The following is a 20686-nucleotide window of genomic DNA, read 5'->3' on the forward strand; positions in this document are numbered from 1 at the left end:
CACTGTTTAGCGGCGGACTGGAGAAGCAGCCCAAGGCCACGCACGTGGTCATCTCCCTGCCCGACTGGGTGCGCATCTTGTCCGGCGACGGGGACGAGATCACCCTGCAGCTAACCAACGGGACCACTATGACAGGTGCCGAGTACGTCCGCCAATGCCTGCTGGATGCCGGCCTGGCCACGCTGGTGGATCCGCGGCGGGGTCCGGTCAACCAGTACCGCTTCCAGCGCCACGCCTCACCGAAGCAGAAGGACATGGCCAAGGCCGAGACCACCACCTGCGCGTGGCCAAACTGCCGCAAGCCGACCGATGAGTGCCAGGTCCACCACATCCACCCGTGGGCCGACGGCGGTGAGACCAACCAGGAGAACCTGACGCTACTGTGTGAGTTCCATAATTCCTGGAATGATGACGACCCGGCCTACCCCAGACACGGGAGGGTCAACCGAAGACACGGCAAGGTGACATGGGACCCGCCCTGGGGCGGCGGCCCCTAGACCCGCCACGAGACCAGGCTGCGAGGGGACACCACCAGGAACAAGGCCAGCGACCCCACGACCTCCGGGCCACAAGGAACAAACCCAGCAGAAACACGCAAAAGGCGCCACGGACCACGTCCGTAGCGCCTACTCGGCGTGCCAAAACGAAAAATCCCGCCAACCTCGCGGGGTTGGCGGGATGAAAGCTACTGAGGATTACTCAGCGGACTCCTCGGAGGAAGCCTCGCCCTCGGCCTCAGACTCGGAGGCAGCCTCGGCGGCTTCGGCAGCCTCAGCGGCGGCCTTCTCTTCTGCTTCCTTCTCGGCAGCAGCCTTAGCCTCGGCCTCTTCCTTGGCCTTCTTCTTCTTTTCGGTGATGGCCTCGATGGTCGGGCCGTTGTTGGCCTCAGCCAGAGCAGCGTTGAACAGGTCCAGCTTGGACGGCTTCTCCTCGGCCACCTTCAGGGTGCCCTCGGCGCCCGGCAGGCCCTTGTGCTTCTGCCAGTCGCCGGTGACCTTCAGCAGCGCCAGAACCGGCTCGGTCGGCTGGGCGCCGACGGACAGCCAGTACTGAACGCGCTCGGAATCGATGTCGATCAGGGACGGCTCCTGCTTCGGCTGGTAGATACCGATGTTCTCGATAACCTTACCGTTGCGGCGGGTGCGGGAATCCGCGATGACAACGCGGTAGTGAGCGGTGCGGATCTTGCCCAACCGCTGCAGCTTAATCTTGACAGCCATGTGAGGCTCCTTTACTTAAGTCACTGGGCAGTTCAGACACCCGCCGCTTGCCAGCGGGCCGGTTCAACCCTTGGGTTTTTAGCTGCGCGTGACTACCGGCCGACCGTAGACGGGAACGGGTTTACGCAGCAACCCCAGACACATTACTGGATAAACCCCCGAAAAACGAAATCCCAACGCGCCGTAGGGCACGTTGATGTGGACTCTAGGCTGGGACAGAGTAACCTACTAAGCGTCCGTGCCCGCAGACTCGGGCCAAAGTCGCACGTCAAAGAATGAAACGCGAATAGAGTTTATGTCACAGGATTCCCCACGCAGTTTTCAGTACCGGTACGACCTCGACGGTCTCCGCGGTATTGCCATCGGTCTGGTGGTTATCTACCACGTGTTCGTCGGTCGTGTCTCCGGCGGCGTGGACGTCTTCTTGCTGCTCTCCGGCTATTTCTTCCTCGGCTCCCAGTTGCGCTATGTGACAAAGCCGAACGCCACCTTTAACCCCTGGTGGCCCATCTGGCGTACCTTGCGCCGCCTCGTGCCGGCCCTCGCACTGGTCATTGCGGTGACCTACCTGCTGGTGTATTTCTGGACGCCGCAGCTGATGCGCATCGAGCTGACCCAGCAGATCACAGCCACGATGCTCTACTACCAGAACTGGGAGCTAGCCTCCCAGAACGCCGACTACGCGGCCGCCGCGGCGGACACCTCCCCGCTGCAGCACATGTGGTCGATGTCGGTGCAGGGCCAGTTTTACCTGCTGGGTATCGCTTTCGCCCTGATTCTGGGCGCCGTTATGCGCTGGCGGGGCCGGTCCAGCAAGGTCAACGCGGTGGCGGGCCCGATCCTCATCGTGGTCACCATCGCCTCCTTCGCCTACGCCAGCCGATTCGGCTTCTTTGGCACCCCGGAAAACTACTACTCGACCTTCTCCCGCGCCTGGGAGCTGACCTTGGGCGCGGTGCTCGCCATCTACGGCCATCGCATCCGCATCCCGCAGCGCCTGTCCGACGTCGTCACCGGCTTGGGCCTGCTGCTGCTGATGTTCACCGGCGCGGCCATCGCGGATTCCACCGCCTACCCGGGCCCGCTGTCCCTGATTCCGCTGGGCGGCGCCGTCCTCATCATCATCGGCGGGGGCGGCCGCATCTCCCGCGCGATGGCGTCCAAGCCGGCCCGCTGGCTCGGCGATGTCGCCTATTCCCTCTACCTGTGGCACTGGCCGCTGCTCATCCTGTCCACCTCGGCGCTCGGCATGGATCGCCCGGCCTGGTGGCTGGGCGCCATCATCATCGCCCTGTCCCTCGTGCTTGCCGATGCCACCCACCGCTTCATCGAGGCCCCCTTGCGGCAGCATCGCAAGCGCCCGCTGGCCGACGACATGCCCGTCAACAAGGCCCTAGCGACCATGCGGGAAAAGGTCGGCGCCCTGCGCGCGGCCGGCGGCGTGGCGGCGACCGCCCTGGTCATCGCCCTGCTGTCCGTGCACCCGTGGTTCAAGTCGACCCTCGACAGCGAGGAGGCCGAGTACTTGGACCCGGCCCTCTACCCCGGCGTGATGGCCCTGATGGGCCAGGACGTGCCGGATAACCAGCCGGTCAAGCCCGACCCGGTGCGCGTGGGCAGCATGGTCCCGCCGGTGGCCTACCAGCACTGCTTCGTCCCAGACACCGAGCCCGGCGACTCCTTCTTCGAGATCGACAAGGACGGCAACCCGTGTATTTTCGGCGACCCGGATTCCGACGTCGAGGTCTACCTGGTGGGCGGCTCCCACGCGGAGCAATACGCCTCCGCCATCGACTCGCTGGGCAAGGAGATGAACTTCAAGGTCGTGCCGCTGCTGCGCCAGGACTGCCCCATTGAGCTGGGCGACGAGCTCACCGTCACCCCGGACTGCGCCCAGTGGTCCGAGCTGGCCACCGAGCGCATCCTCGATGCCGACCCCGACCTGGTCATCTCGAATACCACGCGCCCGATGGGCGAGCACGGCATCGGCCCGGACGTCGTGCCGGCCGGCTACGAGCGCTTCTGGGAAGTCCTGGCCGACAACGAGATCCCGTTCCTGGGCCTGCGCGAGAACCCGTGGGGCTTTGACGAGAACTTCAACCCCATCGAGTTCGATGAGTGCTACGTGGCCAACGAAGACGCCATCGGCTGCGGTACGACCCGCGAGCAGAACTACCAGCCGGTCGACCCTTCGGCGGGCATCCTGGCGCAGTGGCCGAACATGATCGCGGTGGATACCTCCGACTGGTACTGCGACGAAGAACAGTGCCCGGTCGTTATCGGCAACGTCATGGTCTACCGCGACATGCACCACATCTCCAACGCCTACGCGATGTCCATGAAGCCGCTGCTGGAGGACCTCATCGCGCCCTTCCTGGCCGGCGAGCCGCAGCAGCAAGAAGCTCCGGCCCCGCTCGTGCCAGAGGTCGAAGCGGAGCCGGAGCCGGCGGAGGAAATCTACTACTAGCTACGTCTTCTTGCCTTGACCGAAGTCAAGGTTGTTGAGGTCGATGTTTTCCATGCCCTTGGGCATGCCCGGCATCCCGGACATACCCGGCATGCCACCGCCGCCCATCTGGTTTTGCATCTTCTGCAGCTCCTCCATGGAGGGCATACCGCCCGGCATGCCCGGCATCCCACCGGGCATCCCGGAGCGCTGGCGGCCGCCGCCCTTGCCCTTCTTGCGCTTGCCGTTTTTGCCCTTGCGGCCCTTGGGCTTCTTCTTCGTCGCGGAGCGCGAGCCGCCGCCCATGCCGAACTGGCCGGCCATCTTCGTCATCATCTTCTTGGCCTGCTCGAAGCGCTCGATGAGCTGGTTGATGTCGGAGACCTTCACGCCGGAGCCGTTGGCGATACGCTTGCGACGCGACGCGTTGAGGATCTTCGGGTCCTCGCGCTCGGCCGGGGTCATGCCGCGGATGATGGCCTGGATGCGGTCGAGCTGCTTCTCGTCGACCATGTCGGCCATCTCGTTCATCTGCTTGCCGCCGGGCATCATCTTCAGCAGGTTGCCGATGGGCCCCATCTTGCGGATCATCAGCAGCTGATCCAAGAAGTCGTTCAGGGTCAGCTCGCCGCTGCCCATCTTGGCCGCGGCCTCCTCGGCCTTCTGCTGGTCGAGGGTGGACTCGGCCTGCTCGATGAGCGAGAGCATGTCGCCCATGCCCAGGATGCGGCTGGCCATGCGCTCTGGGTGGAAGACGTCGAAATCGGCGAGCTTCTCGCCCGTGGAGGCGTACAGGATGGGCTTGCCGGTGACCTCGCGGATGGACAGGGCGGCGCCACCGCGGGCGTCGCCGTCCAGCTTGGTCAGCACGACGCCGGTGAAGTCGACGCCGTCGCGGAAGGCCTCGGCGGTCTGGACGGCGTCCTGACCAATCATCGAGTCGATGACAAACAGGACCTCGTCCGGGTTGACGGCGTCGCGGATGTTGCGCGCCTGGGTCATCAGGGTCTCGTCGATGCCCAGTCGGCCGGCGGTATCGATAATCACCACGTCGTGCTGCGCGCGCTGTGCCTCCGCGATGCCGTCGCGCGCGACCTGCACCGGGTCGCCGTGGGAGGTGCCCATCTCGTGGTCGTGGGAGTCCAGGGACGTGCCCGGGTCTGGGGCAAAGGTCTTCACGCCGGCGCGCTCGCCGACGATCTGCAGCTGCTGGACCGCGCCTGGGCGTTGGAGGTCACAGGCCACCAGCATGGGAGTGTGGCCATCCTTTTCCAGGTGCTTGGCGAGCTTGCCGGCCAGGGTGGTCTTACCGGCACCCTGCAGGCCGGCGAGCATGATGACCGTCGGCGGGTTCTTCGCCAGGTTCAACCGGCGAGTCTCGCCGCCCAGGATCTCAACCAGCTCTTCGTTGACGATCTTGATGACCTGCTGGGCCGGGTTGAGTGCCTCGGAGACTTCCGCACCGGCCGCGCGGGCCTTGATTCGCTTGATGAACCCGCGGACTACCGTCAGGGAGACGTCCGCCTCCAGCAGCGCGAGGCGGATTTCGCGCGCGGTGGCGTTGATGTCTGCCTCGGTCAGCTTGCCTTTTCCACGCAGCCCTTTAAGGGCTGATTGCAAGCGATCGGACAATGACTCAAACACGTTTCTTGGCTCTCCATTATCTAGGGGTTATCTATTAACTCCCCCAGCTTAGTCGCTCGACAGGGCCGCGGTCACATTCGCGACCACCGCGGCCCGGCTCAGGCCCGAATAGGGATTGCCGCGCAGGCAGATGGTCACGATCATCGTCGCGCCCAGCGCCGCGTGCTCCATCCATTCGATCTCGGGTAGCTGGGCAATCAGCGTGCCCAGCGCCGCCCGCCGCTCGACGGTGCGCACCTCCAGCAGGCCTTCCGCGTTGAACATCGCCGTCGTGTGCCCGCCGGCAACCTGGGGCAGGCGCGAGTGCACCCCGGACTTGTAGGCCTGCAGGAAGCGGTCGATATCGCTGGCGTCCTCCCAGGACTCCTGCACCGTGCGCGCGGAAAACTCCGCGGCCAGCGCCCCGCCCGTGTATTCCATGCGCGAGGTCACCACCGTCCACCCCAGGGCGGCCAGCAGGGCCAGGGCCTCGACGATGCCTGCCTGGTCCGCGTGCAACGACACCGTCAGCAGCTGGTTGTCGCTGTCCCGGGTGACCGTCAACTCGCTGGGAGCGGGCACCCGCGGGCGCACGTGCGGCTGCGGCACCAGGGCCTCGCGGGCGCGGCGGCTCAGCAGTCCGGCGGCGGACTCCAGGCGGGTGTTCCAGACGCCGGGGCCGGTGGACTCGGCATCGGCGCGCGTGAGCACCGCCAACAAGGACACGGTGAGCTGATCGTAGTGGCAGGCGGCCAGGAGCGCGTCGCGGGCCGCGTCCGAGGTCGGGTCCATGGTGCGGGCCAGCCGCGACAAGGTGGTGTGCTCGGCGACCAGCGTCTGCGCCCGCGACCTATCGGCCAGGTTCAGCCGCAGGCGCGCAGCCATGCGCGTTACCATCTCCGCCCCGACCAGCGCGTGCGGGCGGTCATAACCCTTGCCGATGTCGTGGTAGAGCGCCGCCAGCAGCAAGATGTCCGGCCGCGCGACCGTCGTCCGGTCCTCGGCGCAGCGGGCCACCGTCGCCAGGCTGTGGTAGTCGATGCTATGCGTATGGACCCGTTCGCGCGGCATCAGCCCCCGGATGTGCGACCACTCCGGCACGATCCTCTCCCACAGCCCGTGCGCGTCCATCTGGCGGATGACCCGCGGCGTGTTGGCCGGCGAGGACAACAAGGCGAAGAAGTCGTCGGTGGCCGCGGCGGTGAAACGCTCCGGCAGGTCCGGCAGTTCGCGCAGCGTGTGCCAGACCCCCGCGGCGACCGGGCGCCCCGTGCGGGCCGCGGCCGCCCCGACGCGCAGGACCAGGGCCGGGTCTTCCAGGTTGGGGTGGCGCGACAGCGTGATATAGCCGCCGTTATCGATGACGTCGAGGTCCAGCGGCCGCCGCGGCGAGTGCGCTCCCCGCTTGCCCACCAGCCCCCGGGCCGTGGCGAGGCCGCGTTCCACCGCGCGGTCGACGCGCGTGGCGGTATCCACCAGGGCCGCGGACAGTTCGTAGCGGTCCGCATACCCCAGCTCCGCGGCTACCGATGCCGCGAACTCCGGATCCAGCACATCGCGGCGCCGGCGCGCATGCTCGTGCAGCAGGGTGCGCACGTCGAGCAGTAGGCGGGTCTCAGCGCTCAGGTCCGGCGCGTCGCAGAGGTTACCCAACGCGAGCGCACGCAAAAGCTGGATATCGCGCAGGCCGCCGCGCCCGTTCTTCACGTCGGGCTTGGTCATCGTCGCCACGGAGCCGGAGCGGTGCCAGCGGCGGATGGCTAGGTCGATAAAGGCGTCGAAGTTGCGCTGGAGCTGGCGCCGCCAGGAGGAATAGAGGCGGGCGCGGGCGGCATCGACAAGCATTTTGGAGCCGGAAACGTGGGTGAGTTCCAGCTGGGACAGGCCGGCGGCGGTGTCTTGGGCGGCGATCTCGCCGCACTCGCGCGGGGTGCGCACCGCAAAATCCAGGTGGTAGCCCGCGTCCCAGATGGGGTTCCAGATATCGGTGGCGTCCGGGATGGGCGCGTCATCCGGACACAGCAGCATAAGATCCAGGTCGGAGCGCGGGGTCATCTCCCGGCGGGCGAAAGAACCCGTGGCGGCCAGCGCACAGCCCGGCGGGACGGGCAGGCTGCGCAGGAGCTCGACCGCGCGCTGATAGGCGTTGTCCCGCAGTTCTAGAGGGCGGATTCTCCCCGCTCCCCCGTGCGCACGCGGACGACCTCTTCGACCGGGCTGACCCAGATCTTTCCGTCGCCGATCTTGCCGGTGTAGGCGGCGTCGACGACGGCGTCGATGACCTCGGCGGCGGCATCGTCAGCCACGACCATCTCGAGCTTGACCTTCGGCACGAAGTCCGTGGCGTATTCCGCCCCGCGATAGACCTCGCTGTGGCCGCGCTGGCGGCCGAAACCCTGCACCTCGGTCACGGTCAGGCCGTGGACCTCCAGCTGGCCTAGGGCCTCGCGGATCTCCGGCAGGGTAAACGGCTTCACGATGGCGGTCACGAGTTTCATGGGTTCAAACCTTCCTGTGCTCTACTGCTGCTTCTGCTGCTGTTGGGTGCGGAGGGCGTGCTTGACGTCGGTGATGGTCACGCCGTAGATCGAGCGGCCCATGTAGTAGGAGCCGATGGCACCGATGATCCAGACGCCGAAGCAGGCGGCGAGCGCCTTGATGAGCGACATGAAGTCGAAGCCCTCCGTGGAAAAGTCCACCACCAGTTTAGCCACGAGCAGCAGCGGGATGGCCAGACAGATGGTCGGGCCGAGCAGGTTGACCCGCGTCAGCGCGTCCGGCGCGCGCCAGACCGCCACGGTGGTGGCCACAACCAGCACCGTGGCGACGACAACGAGTACGGACGCCACAATTTCGTAGATAGCCATGGGGTTAGCGCCTTCCCTTCGAGATGATGCGGGCCATCGACAGCGTCGGCAGCACGCCGCCGGCGATGGCGGCCAGCAGCGCGATGTCGTAGGCGATGGACGAGTAGACGATGGTCGAGCGGGCCAGGAAGATGGCGAGCATGCCGTAGAAGATGAGGTCGGCGACCACCGCGCGGGTGAGCTCGTCGCGCGTGCGCAGGGTCAGCACCAGCGCGGCGAAAACGCACAGGCCCATGATGAACACGCAGGCGGCAACCAACCAGTCGAAAGCGGTAAAAGCGGATACGTCAAACATTTACACGTCCTTGCCTTTCTGCTGGCGACGCCAGCTGCGGGTGGCCAGGGTCTCGTCTTCGGAGATGGGCTGGTCCTCCGTCTCCGCCAGCTCCGGCGCGCGAAGGTAGCGGCCCACGGACTCGAGCGGGTACTCGTAGAACGCCGGGTCGGCCTCGGTGGCGCTGCCCTGCCCGGGCACGCCGTAGTCGAGTTCCTTGACGTGCGGGGCCAGGCGCTCTTCCATCTCGGCGATGCCGGCCAGCACCTCCGCGGGGTCATCGCCGAGGACGGCCTGGACGATGACGATGCGCGGCAGGCCCTCCCGCGGGGGTTCGCGCAGGCCGAGCGACAGGGTGCCCGGCGTGGCGGTGATCGAGGAGGTCAGCCAGAACAGCTCCCAGCCGCTGGTTACGCGCAGCGGGTAGCGGACGATGACCGGGTGGTAGCCCGTGTCGGCCTTGAACGAGCAGGCCGCGAGCTGGAAACCGGAGACGAAGATCTCCTTAATGAACCAAAGGATATACGTTACGACGTGCATTTATGCTCCTCCCTCCAGAACGGACGGGTTAGGCAACGCGACGGCATCATCGCCCAGCACCGCGTGGATGTAGCTGCCGGTATCCAGCAGGTCGCCCGCGGCCGCCATGGTGAAGTCGATGACGGGGCCGGCCAGGATGAACATCGTCAGCGAGCCCAGGATGAGCGCCGCCGACGGCGCCATGAGCTTCTTGCGGATGACCAACCCGTCCGGGACCTCGTCCTGGGAGAGCTGGCGGCCCCAAAAGACCTTACGCCACACGCGCAGCATGGCCAGGAAGGCGGCGAAGGACGCCACCACGATGGCCGTGATCGCGGCCCACGCCCAGCCGTTGCCGTTGCGGGCGATCTCCACGACCAACATGACCTTGCCCCACATGCCGGAAAACGGCGGGAAGCCGACCACCGAGAAGGCACCGGCGGCAAAGATCCAGGCGATGATGGGGTCTCTGCGGGCCAGGCCGGAAAGCTTGGTGAGCCGGCCGGTGCCGTAGGTCTCCTCGATGGCGCCGGAGGCCAGAATGAGCGAGCCAACCGTGATCATGTGGTGGATGGTGTACAGGATGCCGGCGGCCAGCGCGCGCTGCCCATCGGCGGCGGTGAACGCCAGCATGATGAGGATGAACGGCATGCCGTTGAGCATCTGGTAGCCCAGCACGCGGCGGATGGTGGCCTCGGCCAGGCCGCCGAAGGAACCGACGGCCATCGACAGGATCATCACCACGACGATGAGGGCGCCCCAGCGCGCGTCCAAGTCAAAGAGGTGGACGTAGAGGCGGTAGAGCATGTAGACCGCCACCTTGGTGTGGAGGCTGGAGAACAAGCCCATGACCGCGGCGGAGGTGCCCGGGTAGGTGCGCGGCAACCAGGTGTGGACCGGGAAGATACCCGCCTTGGCCGAAATCGCGATGATGATCAGTCCGGCGGCCACCGTGGCGGGGCCGTTGCCGGCCGCCACGCCGTTGAGGGCGGCGATGTTGACGGAGCCGGTCACGGAGTACATGTAGCCCACGCCCACCACCAGCAGCGTGGAGGCGAACAGGTTCACCAGCACGAAGGCGCGGCCCGAGGCCAGGCGGGCCCAGGTGCCGGACATCGTGATGAGCCCGTAGGAGGGCAGCAACATAACCTCGATGAACACGAAGAAGTTGAACAGGTCGGCGGTGATCAGCGCGCCGGCCACGCCCGTCAGCAGGATGAGCGTCAGCGACGGGTAGTAGCGCGATTTGGTCTCCCCGCCGGCGATAGCGAACCAGTTCGCGCCGAAGGAGACGATCATCGCGGTGGTCAGCATGATCGCGGAGAAGGAATCCCCCACGAACGGGATGGCCACGTTGCCCGGGTACATGCCCACGTTGTGGGCCACCGGGCCGTTGTTAACGGTGTAGGCCAGCAGCCCCAGGCCGGCGAAGATGCCGACGGCGGGCACCGCCAGCATGATGGCGTCACGGACCGGGCGCCAGGGCGCCAGCAGCGCGAAGGCCGCCGCGATGAGCGGTACTGCCGGAAACAGGGGCAGCATTTGGCTTACTAGGTCGTACATTGGTGCCTAGCCCTCCTTCGCAGTGCGGTCGGCGGCAGCTTGCTGGGTCTCGTAGACGTCCTCGTAGGCGTCGCGCGCGTGTTGGATGCGGCGCACCGCCTCGTCGGAACGCTGCCGGATGTCCTGGTTGTGCGCGTCGCGCCCGAGGGTCGAGAACGGGTGGTCGACGGTGTTGTCGTCGACGGGGTCGGCGGCATCGGTGTCGTCGTTGGGCCCCATAGCGGCCAGGGTGAGCAGGATGGTCGCGGTCGCCATGGAAATGACCACGGCGGTCAGGACGAAGGCCTGCGGCAGCGGGTCCGCCATCTGCTCCGGCGGGGTCTGCGACGGGAAGGCCTCCCCGCGGAAGGAGTAGACGCCGGTGGCCAGCAGCGTCAGGTTGGCGCCGTGGCCGAAGCACATCATGCCGAGCACGATCCGCACGAGGCCGCGCTGCTGGATGAGGTAGACGGCCCCACCGATCAAGATGGCGATGGTCAAAGCCAGAATCATTTACTTCTCCCCCTTCTTACGGGCGCCGCGCCGCGAGCGGGTAAGCACCGGCTTCGGCGATTGCGCCGGGTTGATTGGGTCGGGGTACGGGTCGTCGATGTCGTCCATCGTGGCCTGCGGGGTGTTGGTGAGCACGGAGTCGTCGTCGTGGACCCACGGCAGGTACTCGCGCTCGGTGCCCGGGCGCAGGTAGCCACCCAGGGCGTTGATGGCCATCGTGAGCATACCCAGCACGGCCAGGTAGATGCCCAGGTCGAAGATCAGCGAGGTGGTCCAGTGCTGGCCCAGGGCCTCGCCGTGGATGGCCACCAGGAAGCCGCTCGGATCGGCCAGGTAGCCGATGAAGCCGGCCAGCAGCGCAATGATGATGCCGATACCGGTCAGACGGATAGGCGCCATCTGGCCGAAGACGATCTCGTCGCGGCCGCGCGAGAGGTAGGTCAGGCCGATGGCCGCGCCCATGATCAGGGCGGCCGGGAAGCCGCCGCCGGAGGCATTGTGGCCGCGGAAGAAGACGATGACGGACATGATGACGAGGATCGGCACCACGATCTGCAGGGCCTTGCGCATCGGCACGGAGTTCAGCTGCGACTGCCCGAACGGGGCCGGGCGGGTACCCGGCGAGAACGGGAAGCGCGGCAGCGTGGAGGTCACCGCGGCAATAACCACGGCGGCCATGCCCAGCACGGACAGCTCGCCCAGCGTATCCAGGGCACGGAACTCGACGATGATGGTGGCCACGACGTTGTCGCCGCCGGTGATGTCCGGGGCGTTGTTCAGGTACCACTCGGCCAGGTCGGAGCGCTCGTGGCGGCCCATGAGCGTCCACACGCCGAGGAAGGCGGTGATACCAGCCAGCACGGCCACCACCACGGAGCCGTAGCGGCGGCGCGGGTTGCGCACGGGCTCGAACTTCTCCGGCAGGTAGCGCAGCACCATCATCATCACGATGACGGACAGGGCCTCCACCGTGAACTGGGTCAGGGCGACGTCCGGGGCACCCAGCAGGAACATCTGCAGGGTGACACCGACGCCGACCGCGCCGACCATGACCGCGCCGGTCAGGCGGTTCTGGGTGCGCACCAGGCCGAACATCGAGAGCACGATGATGCCCAGCGGCAGCAGGTCCCACGGGTTGTCCAGGCCGTCGACGCGCGGGGCCAGGGCTTCGCCGTCGATGCCCTCGCTGCCGAACAGCGTCGCCGCCGCCAGCAGGACCACCAGCAAAACGATGGGCAGCAGGTGGCGCGACGGGTTGTGGGTGGCGGCCAGGGAGGCAAAGACGCGGCCGATGCCCTCGCTGAGCTTGTGCACCCCGTGCAGGAGCTGGTTGCCGTTGGTCGGCAGCAGTTCCCGCGACTCCAGGGCGGACCACAGCGGGCGGCGCACGGCCAGGCCGGCGATGCCGAGCACCAGCACCACCACGGAAATAACCAGCGGCACGTTGATGCCGTGCCACAGCGCCAGGTGGCTGTGGTGTTCCATGCCGACGGCGGCGGCGATGTTGTCCAAGGGGGCATCGAAAAGCCCGAGGACGAAGACCAGCGGCACGGACATGAGTCCGGGCAGGGCGGCCGGCAGCCACAGGGATACCGGGGCCTCGTGGACGCCGGACATGTCCTTGTCGCCGTCGATGAAGGCGCCGAAGACGAGCTTCGCCGAGTAGGTAAACGTCAGCAGCGCGCCGATGCCGGCGGCAATCAGCAGGACCACTACCCCGGCATTGCCAATGGGCGCGTCCTGGAAGGCGGTGAGCATGCCCTCCTTGGACACGAAGCCCAGAAGCGGCGGGACCGCGGCCATGGAGGCCGCGCCGATGACCACGGAGACGAAGGTGAACGGCATCTTGTTCCACAGCTTGCCCAGGTCCTTGATGTTGCGGGAGCCGGCCTCGTGGTCGATGACGCCGATGAGCATGAACAGCGAAGACTTAAACAGCGCGTGCGCCAGGGTGTGGACGACGGCGGCGGCGATGGCAAACGGGGTGCCCACGCCGATAGTCGCCACGATCCAGCCCAGGTGCGAGACCGTCGAATAAGCGGTCAGCTTCTTCAGGTCCGTCTTCTGGACGGCAAAGAGCGCGGACATAATGGCCGTGCCCATGCCGACGACGATCAGCAGCCAGTTCCAGACCGCGACGTCGTGGAAGATCGTCGAGAAACGGATCAGCAGGTAGATGCCCGCCTTGACCACGGCGGCGGCGTGCAGAAACGCGGAGACCGGCGTGGCGGCCGCCATGGCCTCGGGCAGCCAGAAGTGGAACGGGAACTGCGCGGCCTTGGTGAAGGCGGAGACAGCGATGAGCACCGCGACCCCGACAGTCAGCGCCTGGTTCTCGGCCCAGACAGGGGAGGTCAGGATGGCGTGCAGGTTGGTCGATCCCACGGCGGTGGCGGCGATGGCCACGGCCGTCAGCAGCGTCAGGCCGCCGATGAAGGTCAGCACGAGGGTGCGCTGCGAGCCCGGTTCACCGGTGGCGCCGGAGCGCGCAATCAGCATGAACGAGGCCAGCGAGACCAGCTCCCAGGCCATAAACAGGACGATCACGTCGTCGGCCAGCACGAGCAGGAGCACCGACATGGTAAAAGCAGTCATCAGCGTGTAGAAGCTGACGTTGCCTTGGTGCTTGGGAAGGTACGCGGCGGAATAGACGAGGACGACAGCCCCGATCACAAGCGCCAGCAGCGCGAAAAACGCGCCGAGGGCATCCGCGCGCAACGAGACCCCAGCGTCCACCCCGGGCGCGAGGAAGTCCGCGACCCAGGTCAGCTGGTACTCGATGCCATTCCCGCTGGAAATCGCGGGAATTTCTCGGAGGATCAGTCCCGCCGCCACGACGAAGATGGCCGCCAGCGGCCATCCTGCTTTTCGATCAAGTACCTTGACCGCGACGGGCGAGCACACCACTGCCAGCGCCGCGAGAAGGACAACATATAAAAGCGTCACAGGTTTAAAGCCTTAACACGATGGACGGTAATGGACATGTATGGAGTTTGCTGAAAATAGCATCAATACAGCCTCCCCAGATTAGCACTGTGGTTAATCCGGATCACGTCACTGCCCGAGCTAATCACCGATCACTTTGGCCCCCAGCTGTCGGTTGCAGCCGGGGGCCGAAGGTGAATAGAAAGGCGGGTCGCTTAGCTGCCCAATAGAGCGTCGACGAAGCTTTCGACCTCGAAGGGCGCCAGGTCGTCCGAGCCCTCGCCCAGCCCGACGAGCTTGACGGGCACGCCGAGTTCTTCCTGCACCTGGAAGACGATGCCGCCCTTGGCGGTACCATCCAGCTTGGTCAGCACCACGCCGGTGATGTCCACGACCTCGCGGAAGATGCGCGCCTGGACCAGGCCGTTCTGGCCGACGGTGGCGTCGATGACCAGCAGGACCTCGTCGACCTGCGACTTCTTTTCCACCACGCGCTTGACCTTGCCCAGCTGGTCCATCAGGTCGGTGGAGGTGTGCAGGCGGCCGGCGGTGTCGACCAGGACGACGTCGACTTGGTTTTCGACGCCGGCGGCGACGGCATCGAAAGCCACCGATGCCGGGTCCGCGCCCTCCTTGCCACGCACGGTCTCCGCGCCCACGCGCTTGCCCCAGGTTTCGAGCTGGTCCGCGGCCGCGGCACGGAAGGTATCCGCGGCGCCCAGCAGGACCTTCTTGCCCAGGGAGACCAGCACGCGCGCCAGCTTGCCGGTAGTGGTGGTCTTGCCGGTGCCGTTGACGCCGACGACCATGACGACGGCCGGCTTGCCGTCGTGCGGCATGGCCTTAATGGAGCGGTCCATCTCCACGTGGCCGGCCTCGATGAGCGCCTCGCGCAGCATGGCGCGGGCCTCGTCCTCGCTGCTGACGCCGCGCTCGGCGATCTTCTCGCGCAGCGATTCCGTCACCTTCAGCGTCGACTTCGTGCCCAGATCCGCCATGATCAGGGTGTCTTCGATTTCCTCCCAGGCGTCGTCGTCCAGGTCGCCGGCGGACAGAATGCCCATCAGCCCCTGGCCGATGGCGTTCTGGGAGCGCGACAGGCGCCCGCGCATCCGACCCAGGCGGCCGACGGCCGGAGCGATCTCCTCGCGCGGTTCCGCCGATGCGGGCTCAGCCTCCGGCTCCGGCTGCGGCTGCTCAACCTCTTCTGCGGCCGGTGCCGGCGTAGGCACCGGGGTCTCCTCGAGGGCGCGCTCCGCGGAGCTGGTCTGCGCGTCGGCGGCAGCGGCGGCTTCCTCGGCCTCCGCGGTGGAGGTCTCATCCTGGGCGGACTGGTCCGCGGCTTCCGGCTGGGCCGGCTCAGCCGGCTCAGCCTGCTCAGCGGGTTCGACCGGCTCGACCGGCTCGACCGGCTCGGCCGAGACGGCATCCGCGGTCTGCGTGGCCGGGGCGGTCTTCTCCCCTGCCTCGGTCGGCTCGGCCTTCGGAGCCTTCTCAACCTTCTCGGCCTTCGGAGCCTGCGGCGCCTTGTCAGTCGGAACGGCGGCCTCGGCGCGGTCGGCCTCGGAGGCGAGCGGGGCATCGGCGAGCTCGTCAGACTTCGCGCGGGCTACGGCCGCGGCGGCGATGTCCTCGACGCTCTCGGTCCGCTCGGTATCCTCGTTGGCAGCCTTCTCGCTGCCAACCTTCTCGCTGTCGGCCTGCGCGGGCTCTGCCGGGGTGGCCGGAGCCGGCTGCTCGGCCTTGGCCGGCTCGTCGTGGGCAGAAGCGAAGACGCCGGCCATGCCCGCGGCGTTTGCGTTGCCGGCGGCGTTCGGGTTGCCGGCCGGCTGCTTTTCGGGCTCGCTGCCGGCCGCGAAGTTAAAGCCGGACTTGGCCTGGTAGTTTCCGGATTTTTCCTGCTGGGTCAGTTCCTTCGGCTCGGTGTCTTCCTGGTTGAAGGACACCTTCTTGCTCTCGCCGCGGCGCTTGCCTACTAAGACCACCGCCACTAGGGCGATGACGATAAGGACGACGACGGCAATGCCAATCCATAGCGCTAAGTTAGATTCCATGCCTTCCATAGTGCCAGCAAACGGCCGCGCTAGTGAGGTGGGCCCGGGGTTTAACCCCGGGAGGAGGCATCGACGCCGAGGCGGGCGGCATCGTCAGCAGCCTGCTCGGTGCCCGGAGCCGTGCCGGCGGGATTCATGCGCTGCGAGATGACGCGGGTAATCCCGTCGCCGCGCATGGTCACGCCGTAGAGCACGTTGGCCACGTCCATCGTCGGCTTCTGGTGGGTAATCACGATGAGCTGCGAGTCGTTGCGCAACTCCTCGAACAGCGCGATGAGCCGGCGCAGGTTGACGTCGTCGAGGGCGGCCTCGACCTCGTCCATGACGTAGAAGGGCGAGGGGCGGGCGCGGAAGATGGCGACCAGCATCGCCAGGGCGGTCAGGGACTTCTCCCCACCGGAAAGCAAGGACAGGCGCTTGACCTTCTTGCCCGGCGGGCGGGCCTCGACCTCGATGCCGGTGGTCAGCATGGAATCCGGCTCCGTGAGCACCAGGCGCCCCTCCCCTCCCGGGAAGAGCGTGGAAAAGACCTTCGGGAATTCCGCCTCCACGTCACGCCAGGCGTCGGTGAACAGCTGCAGGATGCGCGCGTCGACGTCCTCGATGACCCCTTCCAGGTCGCGGCGGGCCTGGATGACGTCGTCGAGCTGCGTGGACAGGTAGCGGTAGCGCTCCTCCAACGCGCGGTACTCCTCCAGCGCCAGCGGGTTGACCTTGCCCAGCGAGTTCAAGTCCTTCTCCGCCTGCTTGAGGCGTTTCTTCTCCGCGGCCTGATCGAACTCGGGGCCCGGGGTGTAGTCGCGCAGCAGATCAGCAATCGAGATGCCGAGCTGCTCGGTGACCTTCTCCTCGGCCTCGTCGACGCGGACCTGCGCCTGGGTCTGGGCGACCTCCGCGTCGTGGGCCTGCTGGGTGAACCTTTCGGCCTGCTGCCTGGCGGAGGAGACGGCCTGCTTGGCCGAGGCCAGCCGGGTGTTGAGCGCGTTGCGCTGGTTGACCAGCTCGTCGCGGCGCTCGGTGGCACGGTCGAGGGCATCGGCGGCGCGGGCCGCGAGGTCTTCGGCGTGGCGTTGCACGGCGGCGGCCAGGCGGGCCTGGGCGCGGCGGCGGGCCTGGGCGTTGTCGTGGCGCTGCTTGGCCAGGCGCTCGTTTTCGGCCTGCCGGCGCAGGTTATCCGCCTTGCCGGCGACCTGGGAGACCTTCTCCTGGGCCGAACGGGCCGCGTACTGGGCCTCCACCTGGCGGTTTTTGGCCTGCTCCAGGGCGGTCGATGCCGCATCGCGCGCCGCGGAGTCCGGCTCCTCGGTGGCCTCGTCGTCGTCGACGCGGCTGAGCCGGTCGCGGGTCTGCTCCAGTTCCTCCCGGGCCTTATCGAGCTGGACATCCAGCTCGGTGGCGCGAGCGGCGGCTTTTTCGTGTTCCTTCGTATTGGCCTCAACCTGCTGGAGGAGGCGCTGGTGGTCGCGCTGCCAGGCCGCGATCTGGGCGTCGTGTTCCTGCAGGGCCGCGGTCGCCGAGGCCGCCGCGACGCGCGCTTCCTCGGCTGCCTGCTTGGCGCCCTCCAGGGTGCCGGACAGCTCCTCGGCGGCGGTCTGGGCGGCCTCCAGGCGCTGGCGCGCCTGGGCGATCTGGGCGCTAACCTCCACGGTCGAGGAGGCGCCCGTGCCGGCCTGCAACCAGCCCTCGCCGCAGAGCACGCCGTCCGGGGTCACGGCCCGCAGGCGCGGATCGGCGGCGACGAGCTCCCGGGCGGCATCCACCGTGGGGGCGAGCACGACGTCGGCGAGCAGGCGGTTCAGGCCGGCGCTGACGGCGGGGTCCACCTCGACCTCGTCGAGCAGCCAGCTGGTCCCGGCGGGCAGCTCCGCCTGCAGGCGCCAACCGGAACTGGCCGGGGCCTCGGTATCAACCACGGCGGTGCGGGCGGCGCCGCTGAGCTGTTCGAGCAGGTCCCCGTCGACCTGTCCGGCCTGGGCTTCCGCGAACGCTCCGAGGGCCGCGGCCAGGGCGGAGTCATATTTAGTGGTGACGTGATCGGCCAGCGGCGAGAAGTCCGCGCCGAGCTCGACGGCCGGCGGGGCGGTCTGTACGAGGGTATCGATCTGCGCTCGCAGCGTGTAGACCTCGCGGTCGCGGTCGCGCTGATCGTCGCGCAGCTGCTCGAGGCGCTTGTCGGCGGCGTCGGACTCGCTGGCGGCGCGCACGTGCGCCTCGTCCAAGGGCTCGCGCTCGGCCTGCAGGGCGGTGAGCTTGTCGCCGACGTCGTCGGCCTCGCGGCGGGCCTGGCTCACGCGTTCCCGGGTGGACTCGCAGGTGGCCTCCTGGCGGGCGAGCTCGGCTTCGGCCTGTTCCACGCGGCTGGTCTGGGATTCTTCCTGCGCAACTAGGCGCACCACGCCTTCGCGGCGGTCCGCCAGGGCGCGGACCTGGGCGCGGTGCTCCTTTTCCTCCGCGGCGTATTCCTCCTGGCGGGCGGCGACTTCCTCCTTGGCCTCTTCGAAGGCCTCGGCGGCGGCCTCGGCGCTAGCCAGCAGCATCTCGTAGTCTTCGTCCGCCTGGCGGGCGCGCGCCTCCAGCTCTTCGGGGTCTTGGCCCTGGTAGGCGGTGGCCTCGCCGGAGGTGCGGGCGCGTTCGGCAGCAATGCGCAGGGTTGCGGCGATGCGCTCGCTCAGGTTGGACAGGTCGAACCAGAGTTGCTGGGCCGCCTCCGCTGCGGGGGCAACCTCTTCCAGCTCGGTCTCGAGGTCGAGCTGGGCGCCGGTGGTCTCCTCCAGCACGGCCTGGGATGTGGCCAGGGACTCGGCTGTGCGCTGGGTGGCCGCGCGGGCATCGTCGAGCTGGCCGCGCAAGGAAACGATCCGGGCGCCGGCCAGCCCCAGGCGAGCGTCGCGCAGGTCCGCCTGGACGGTGGCTGCGCGCTGGGCGGCCTCGGCCTGGCGGGCAAGCGGCTTGAGCTGTTTGCCCAGCTCCTCGGTCAGGTCGGTCAGCCGGTCGAGGTTGGCCTGCATGCCGTTGAGCTTGCGCTGGGCCTTCTCGCGGCGGCGGCGGTGTTTGAGGACGCCGGCCGCTTCCTCAATATAGGAGCGGCGCTCCTCCGGCCGGGACTCGAGGATTTCCGCGAGCTTGCCCTGTCCGACGATGATGTGCATTTCGCGGCCAATGCCGGAGTCTGAGAGCAGCTCCTGGATATCCATGAGGCGCGCCTTGGAGCCATTAATTTCATACTCGCTGGCGCCGTCGCGGAACATGCGGCGGGTCACGGAGACCTCGCGGTAGTCGATGGGCAGCGCCCCGTCGGAGTTGTCGATGGTCAGGGTGACCTCGGCGCGGCCGAGCGGCTTCTTGTCCCCGGCGCCGGCGAAGATGACGTCCTGCATCTTGCCGCCGCGCAGCGTCTTGGCGCTGCCTTCCCCCATTACCCACGCGAGGGCGTCTACCACGTTGGATTTGCCCGATCCGTTCGGGCCCACCACGGCGCAGATCCCTGGCTCGAATTTGAGCGTCGTCGCCGAGGCAAAGGACTTAAACCCTTTGAGCGTGAGTGATTTCAGGTGCATTGGATAAAGTCTAACAACTTAGCTTCGCTAGGCTTCACACCAATGGCCGCTAAGCGCCGCGAAGAACAAAGGTCAAATATAAATTTGGCCAACATCAAACGGTGTTAACATATGAGGTAAAATTTTGCTGAACAAAGTTAAGATTCCTCATTAACATGCTCTAGGATTAGAACTTTAACATCAGTTCAACTTCCCCGGTTGAACCCTACCCCAGAAAGCTGAGTTGAAAACAAGGTGACCACTCCTCAGGCCCGGGTCTTGCGTGCTCACAACGAGCGCAGCAAGCAAGAAACCCGTCGGGCAGTTTTCCAGGCCGTCAAAGTCCTCGCCAAGGACAAGCTGTTTGCCGATATCACGGCCTCCGAGATAATCCGGACCGCGAAGATTTCGCGCTCCTCGTTTTACCGGCACTTCCCCACCAAAGACTCAGTAGTGGAGCAGTTCATCCACCGCGTCTTCGACGAGATTGGCACCACCCCCTCGGCCCGCGATTCCCTGCGCAGCTACTGGGCCGCGGTCTTGGACAAGACCTGGCAGTACCGCGAGGAGCTGACCCTGGCCATCTCCGCCGGCGCTCACTACCGCATCCTCGAAGAGCTCAACAAGAACCTCGACGAATTCGAGGACACCATCGCCGGGGTGACCTGGAACGGGCTCCTGTTCAACATCATCATGTGCTGGGCGGAGACGAATTTCGCCATGGACAAAGAGGAGCTGCTGGAGCGTGCCGTGGAGGTCACCCATTCCCTCCCCGAGCCGCCGAACCTCGTGTCCACGACGATCCGGCCGCCGCGCTAGCCGCGGCCATCCACCGGCGCCCGGTTATTTCTTAACGCTCGATAAAGCCTTCCTCGCCCCGCGGGTCGGAATACTGTTCCACGACAGTATCCACCCGGCCGGGGCGAGACGTCGTTGACGGCTCTTCCCGCAGCAGCTCGAGCAGCCGCGCGCAGTCGGCGGCCGGCCCCTCCGCGACAACTTGGACGCGCCCGTCCCGCAGGTTCGTCGCGTGCCCCGACAGCCCGAGCTCCAGCGCCCGCGAACGGGTCCACCACCGAAACCCCACCCCTTGGACGTGGCCGTGGACGAAGGCGGTCATGCGCTTGGTCATTCGTGCTGTCACCTTTCTGGTGCTAGAGGGCTAAC

At 67.0% G+C, this 20686-nt stretch carries 16 protein-coding genes; 3 read left to right on the forward strand and 13 right to left on the reverse strand.

Features of this window, described 5'->3' with window-relative positions; genetic code table 11:
- Positions 1–497 (forward strand): HNH endonuclease signature motif containing protein (locus ACEE23_RS10355; RefSeq protein ID WP_448873593.1); only part of this gene is annotated, 497 nt, incomplete at its 5' end.
- A 198-nt stretch (positions 498–695) separates the two neighbouring features.
- Here the strand turns inward: ACEE23_RS10355 and rpsP are convergent.
- Positions 696–1220 carry a 30S ribosomal protein S16 gene (gene rpsP, locus ACEE23_RS10360; RefSeq protein ID WP_368519099.1) on the reverse strand — a complete coding sequence of 175 codons (525 nt, stop codon included), beginning with the start codon at positions 1218–1220 and terminating at the stop codon, positions 696–698.
- A gap of 295 nt (positions 1221–1515) precedes the next feature.
- Here rpsP and ACEE23_RS10365 point away from each other — a divergent pair, with 295 nt between their 5' ends.
- The gene (locus ACEE23_RS10365; protein ID WP_448872851.1) at positions 1516–3687 is read left to right on the forward strand and encodes an acyltransferase family protein; all 2172 of its coding nucleotides are present in this window, start codon (positions 1516–1518) and stop codon (positions 3685–3687) included.
- Here the strand turns inward: ACEE23_RS10365 and ffh are convergent, their stop codons facing one another.
- The 11 genes from ffh to smc all read right to left on the reverse strand — a co-directional run bounded on the left by ffh (position 3688) and on the right by smc (position 19540).
- Positions 3688–5310 (reverse strand): signal recognition particle protein, encoded by a 1623-nt coding sequence (gene ffh, locus ACEE23_RS10370; protein WP_448872853.1) that lies wholly within the window; start codon positions 5308–5310, stop codon positions 3688–3690.
- Between the two features lie 48 nt (positions 5311–5358).
- Entirely contained in the window at positions 5359–7461 is a 2103-nt protein-coding gene (locus tag ACEE23_RS10375; protein ID WP_448873597.1) for a [protein-PII] uridylyltransferase, read from the reverse strand.
- The gene (locus ACEE23_RS10380; protein ID WP_368521680.1) at positions 7449–7787 is read right to left on the reverse strand and encodes a P-II family nitrogen regulator; all 339 of its coding nucleotides are present in this window, start codon (positions 7785–7787) and stop codon (positions 7449–7451) included. The genes ACEE23_RS10375 and ACEE23_RS10380 overlap by 13 nt, the downstream gene beginning before the upstream one ends.
- Positions 7788–7808: 21 nt before the next feature.
- Entirely contained in the window at positions 7809–8156 is a 348-nt protein-coding gene (locus ACEE23_RS10385; RefSeq protein WP_368519095.1) for a Na+/H+ antiporter subunit G, read from the reverse strand.
- Between the two features lie 4 nt (positions 8157–8160).
- Positions 8161–8451 carry a cation:proton antiporter gene (locus ACEE23_RS10390; protein ID WP_409338163.1) on the reverse strand — a complete coding sequence of 97 codons (291 nt, stop codon included), beginning with the start codon at positions 8449–8451 and terminating at the stop codon, positions 8161–8163.
- The gene (locus tag ACEE23_RS10395; RefSeq protein WP_368519094.1) at positions 8452–8970 is read right to left on the reverse strand and encodes a monovalent cation/H+ antiporter subunit E; all 519 of its coding nucleotides are present in this window, start codon (positions 8968–8970) and stop codon (positions 8452–8454) included.
- Positions 8971–10512 (reverse strand): monovalent cation/H+ antiporter subunit D family protein, encoded by a 1542-nt coding sequence (locus ACEE23_RS10400; RefSeq protein ID WP_448872746.1) that lies wholly within the window; start codon positions 10510–10512, stop codon positions 8971–8973.
- A 6-nt stretch (positions 10513–10518) separates the two neighbouring features.
- Entirely contained in the window at positions 10519–11004 is a 486-nt protein-coding gene (locus ACEE23_RS10405; protein WP_368519092.1) for a sodium:proton antiporter, read from the reverse strand.
- On the reverse strand, positions 11005–13950 hold the full coding sequence (locus tag ACEE23_RS10410) for a DUF4040 family protein (protein ID WP_368519091.1): 2946 nt from the start codon (positions 13948–13950) through the stop codon (positions 11005–11007).
- Between the two features lie 194 nt (positions 13951–14144).
- Positions 14145–15983 (reverse strand): signal recognition particle-docking protein FtsY, encoded by a 1839-nt coding sequence (gene ftsY / locus ACEE23_RS10415; RefSeq protein WP_448872743.1) that lies wholly within the window; start codon positions 15981–15983, stop codon positions 14145–14147.
- 50 nt (positions 15984–16033) lie between these two features.
- Entirely contained in the window at positions 16034–19540 is a 3507-nt protein-coding gene (gene smc, locus ACEE23_RS10420; protein WP_448872741.1) for a chromosome segregation protein SMC, read from the reverse strand.
- A gap of 234 nt (positions 19541–19774) precedes the next feature.
- Here smc and ACEE23_RS10425 point away from each other — a divergent pair, with 234 nt between their 5' ends.
- A complete protein-coding gene (locus ACEE23_RS10425; protein WP_368519088.1) occupies positions 19775–20338 on the forward strand; it encodes a TetR/AcrR family transcriptional regulator in 564 nt (187 codons plus the stop codon).
- A gap of 31 nt (positions 20339–20369) precedes the next feature.
- Here ACEE23_RS10425 and ACEE23_RS10430 read toward each other — a convergent pair whose 3' ends face one another.
- On the reverse strand, positions 20370–20651 hold the full coding sequence (locus ACEE23_RS10430) for an acylphosphatase (protein ID WP_368519087.1): 282 nt from the start codon (positions 20649–20651) through the stop codon (positions 20370–20372).
- Positions 20652–20686 lie beyond the last annotated feature (35 nt).

Source organism: Corynebacterium sp. 32222D000AT (assembly GCF_053546955.1).

What these genes read in the sequence shown, in the direction of transcription:
- rpsP (WP_368519099.1), bottom strand. Translation starts at nt 1,220, where the DNA reads ATGGCTGTCAAGATTAAGCTGCAGCGGTTGGGCAAGATCCGCACCGCT.
- ACEE23_RS10365 (WP_448872851.1), top strand. Translation starts at nt 1,516, where the DNA reads ATGTCACAGGATTCCCCACGCAGTTTTCAGTACCGGTACGACCTCGAC.
- ACEE23_RS10380 (WP_368521680.1), bottom strand. Translation starts at nt 7,787, where the DNA reads ATGAAACTCGTGACCGCCATCGTGAAGCCGTTTACCCTGCCGGAGATC.
- ACEE23_RS10385 (WP_368519095.1), bottom strand. Translation starts at nt 8,156, where the DNA reads ATGGCTATCTACGAAATTGTGGCGTCCGTACTCGTTGTCGTCGCCACG.
- ACEE23_RS10390 (WP_409338163.1), bottom strand. Translation starts at nt 8,451, where the DNA reads ATGTTTGACGTATCCGCTTTTACCGCTTTCGACTGGTTGGTTGCCGCC.
- ACEE23_RS10395 (WP_368519094.1), bottom strand. Translation starts at nt 8,970, where the DNA reads ATGCACGTCGTAACGTATATCCTTTGGTTCATTAAGGAGATCTTCGTC.
- ACEE23_RS10400 (WP_448872746.1), bottom strand. Translation starts at nt 10,512, where the DNA reads ATGTACGACCTAGTAAGCCAAATGCTGCCCCTGTTTCCGGCAGTACCG.
- ACEE23_RS10405 (WP_368519092.1), bottom strand. Translation starts at nt 11,004, where the DNA reads ATGATTCTGGCTTTGACCATCGCCATCTTGATCGGTGGGGCCGTCTAC.
- ftsY (WP_448872743.1), bottom strand. Translation starts at nt 15,983, where the DNA reads ATGGAATCTAACTTAGCGCTATGGATTGGCATTGCCGTCGTCGTCCTT.
- smc (WP_448872741.1), bottom strand. Translation starts at nt 19,540, where the DNA reads ATGCACCTGAAATCACTCACGCTCAAAGGGTTTAAGTCCTTTGCCTCG.
- ACEE23_RS10430 (WP_368519087.1), bottom strand. Translation starts at nt 20,651, where the DNA reads ATGACCAAGCGCATGACCGCCTTCGTCCACGGCCACGTCCAAGGGGTG.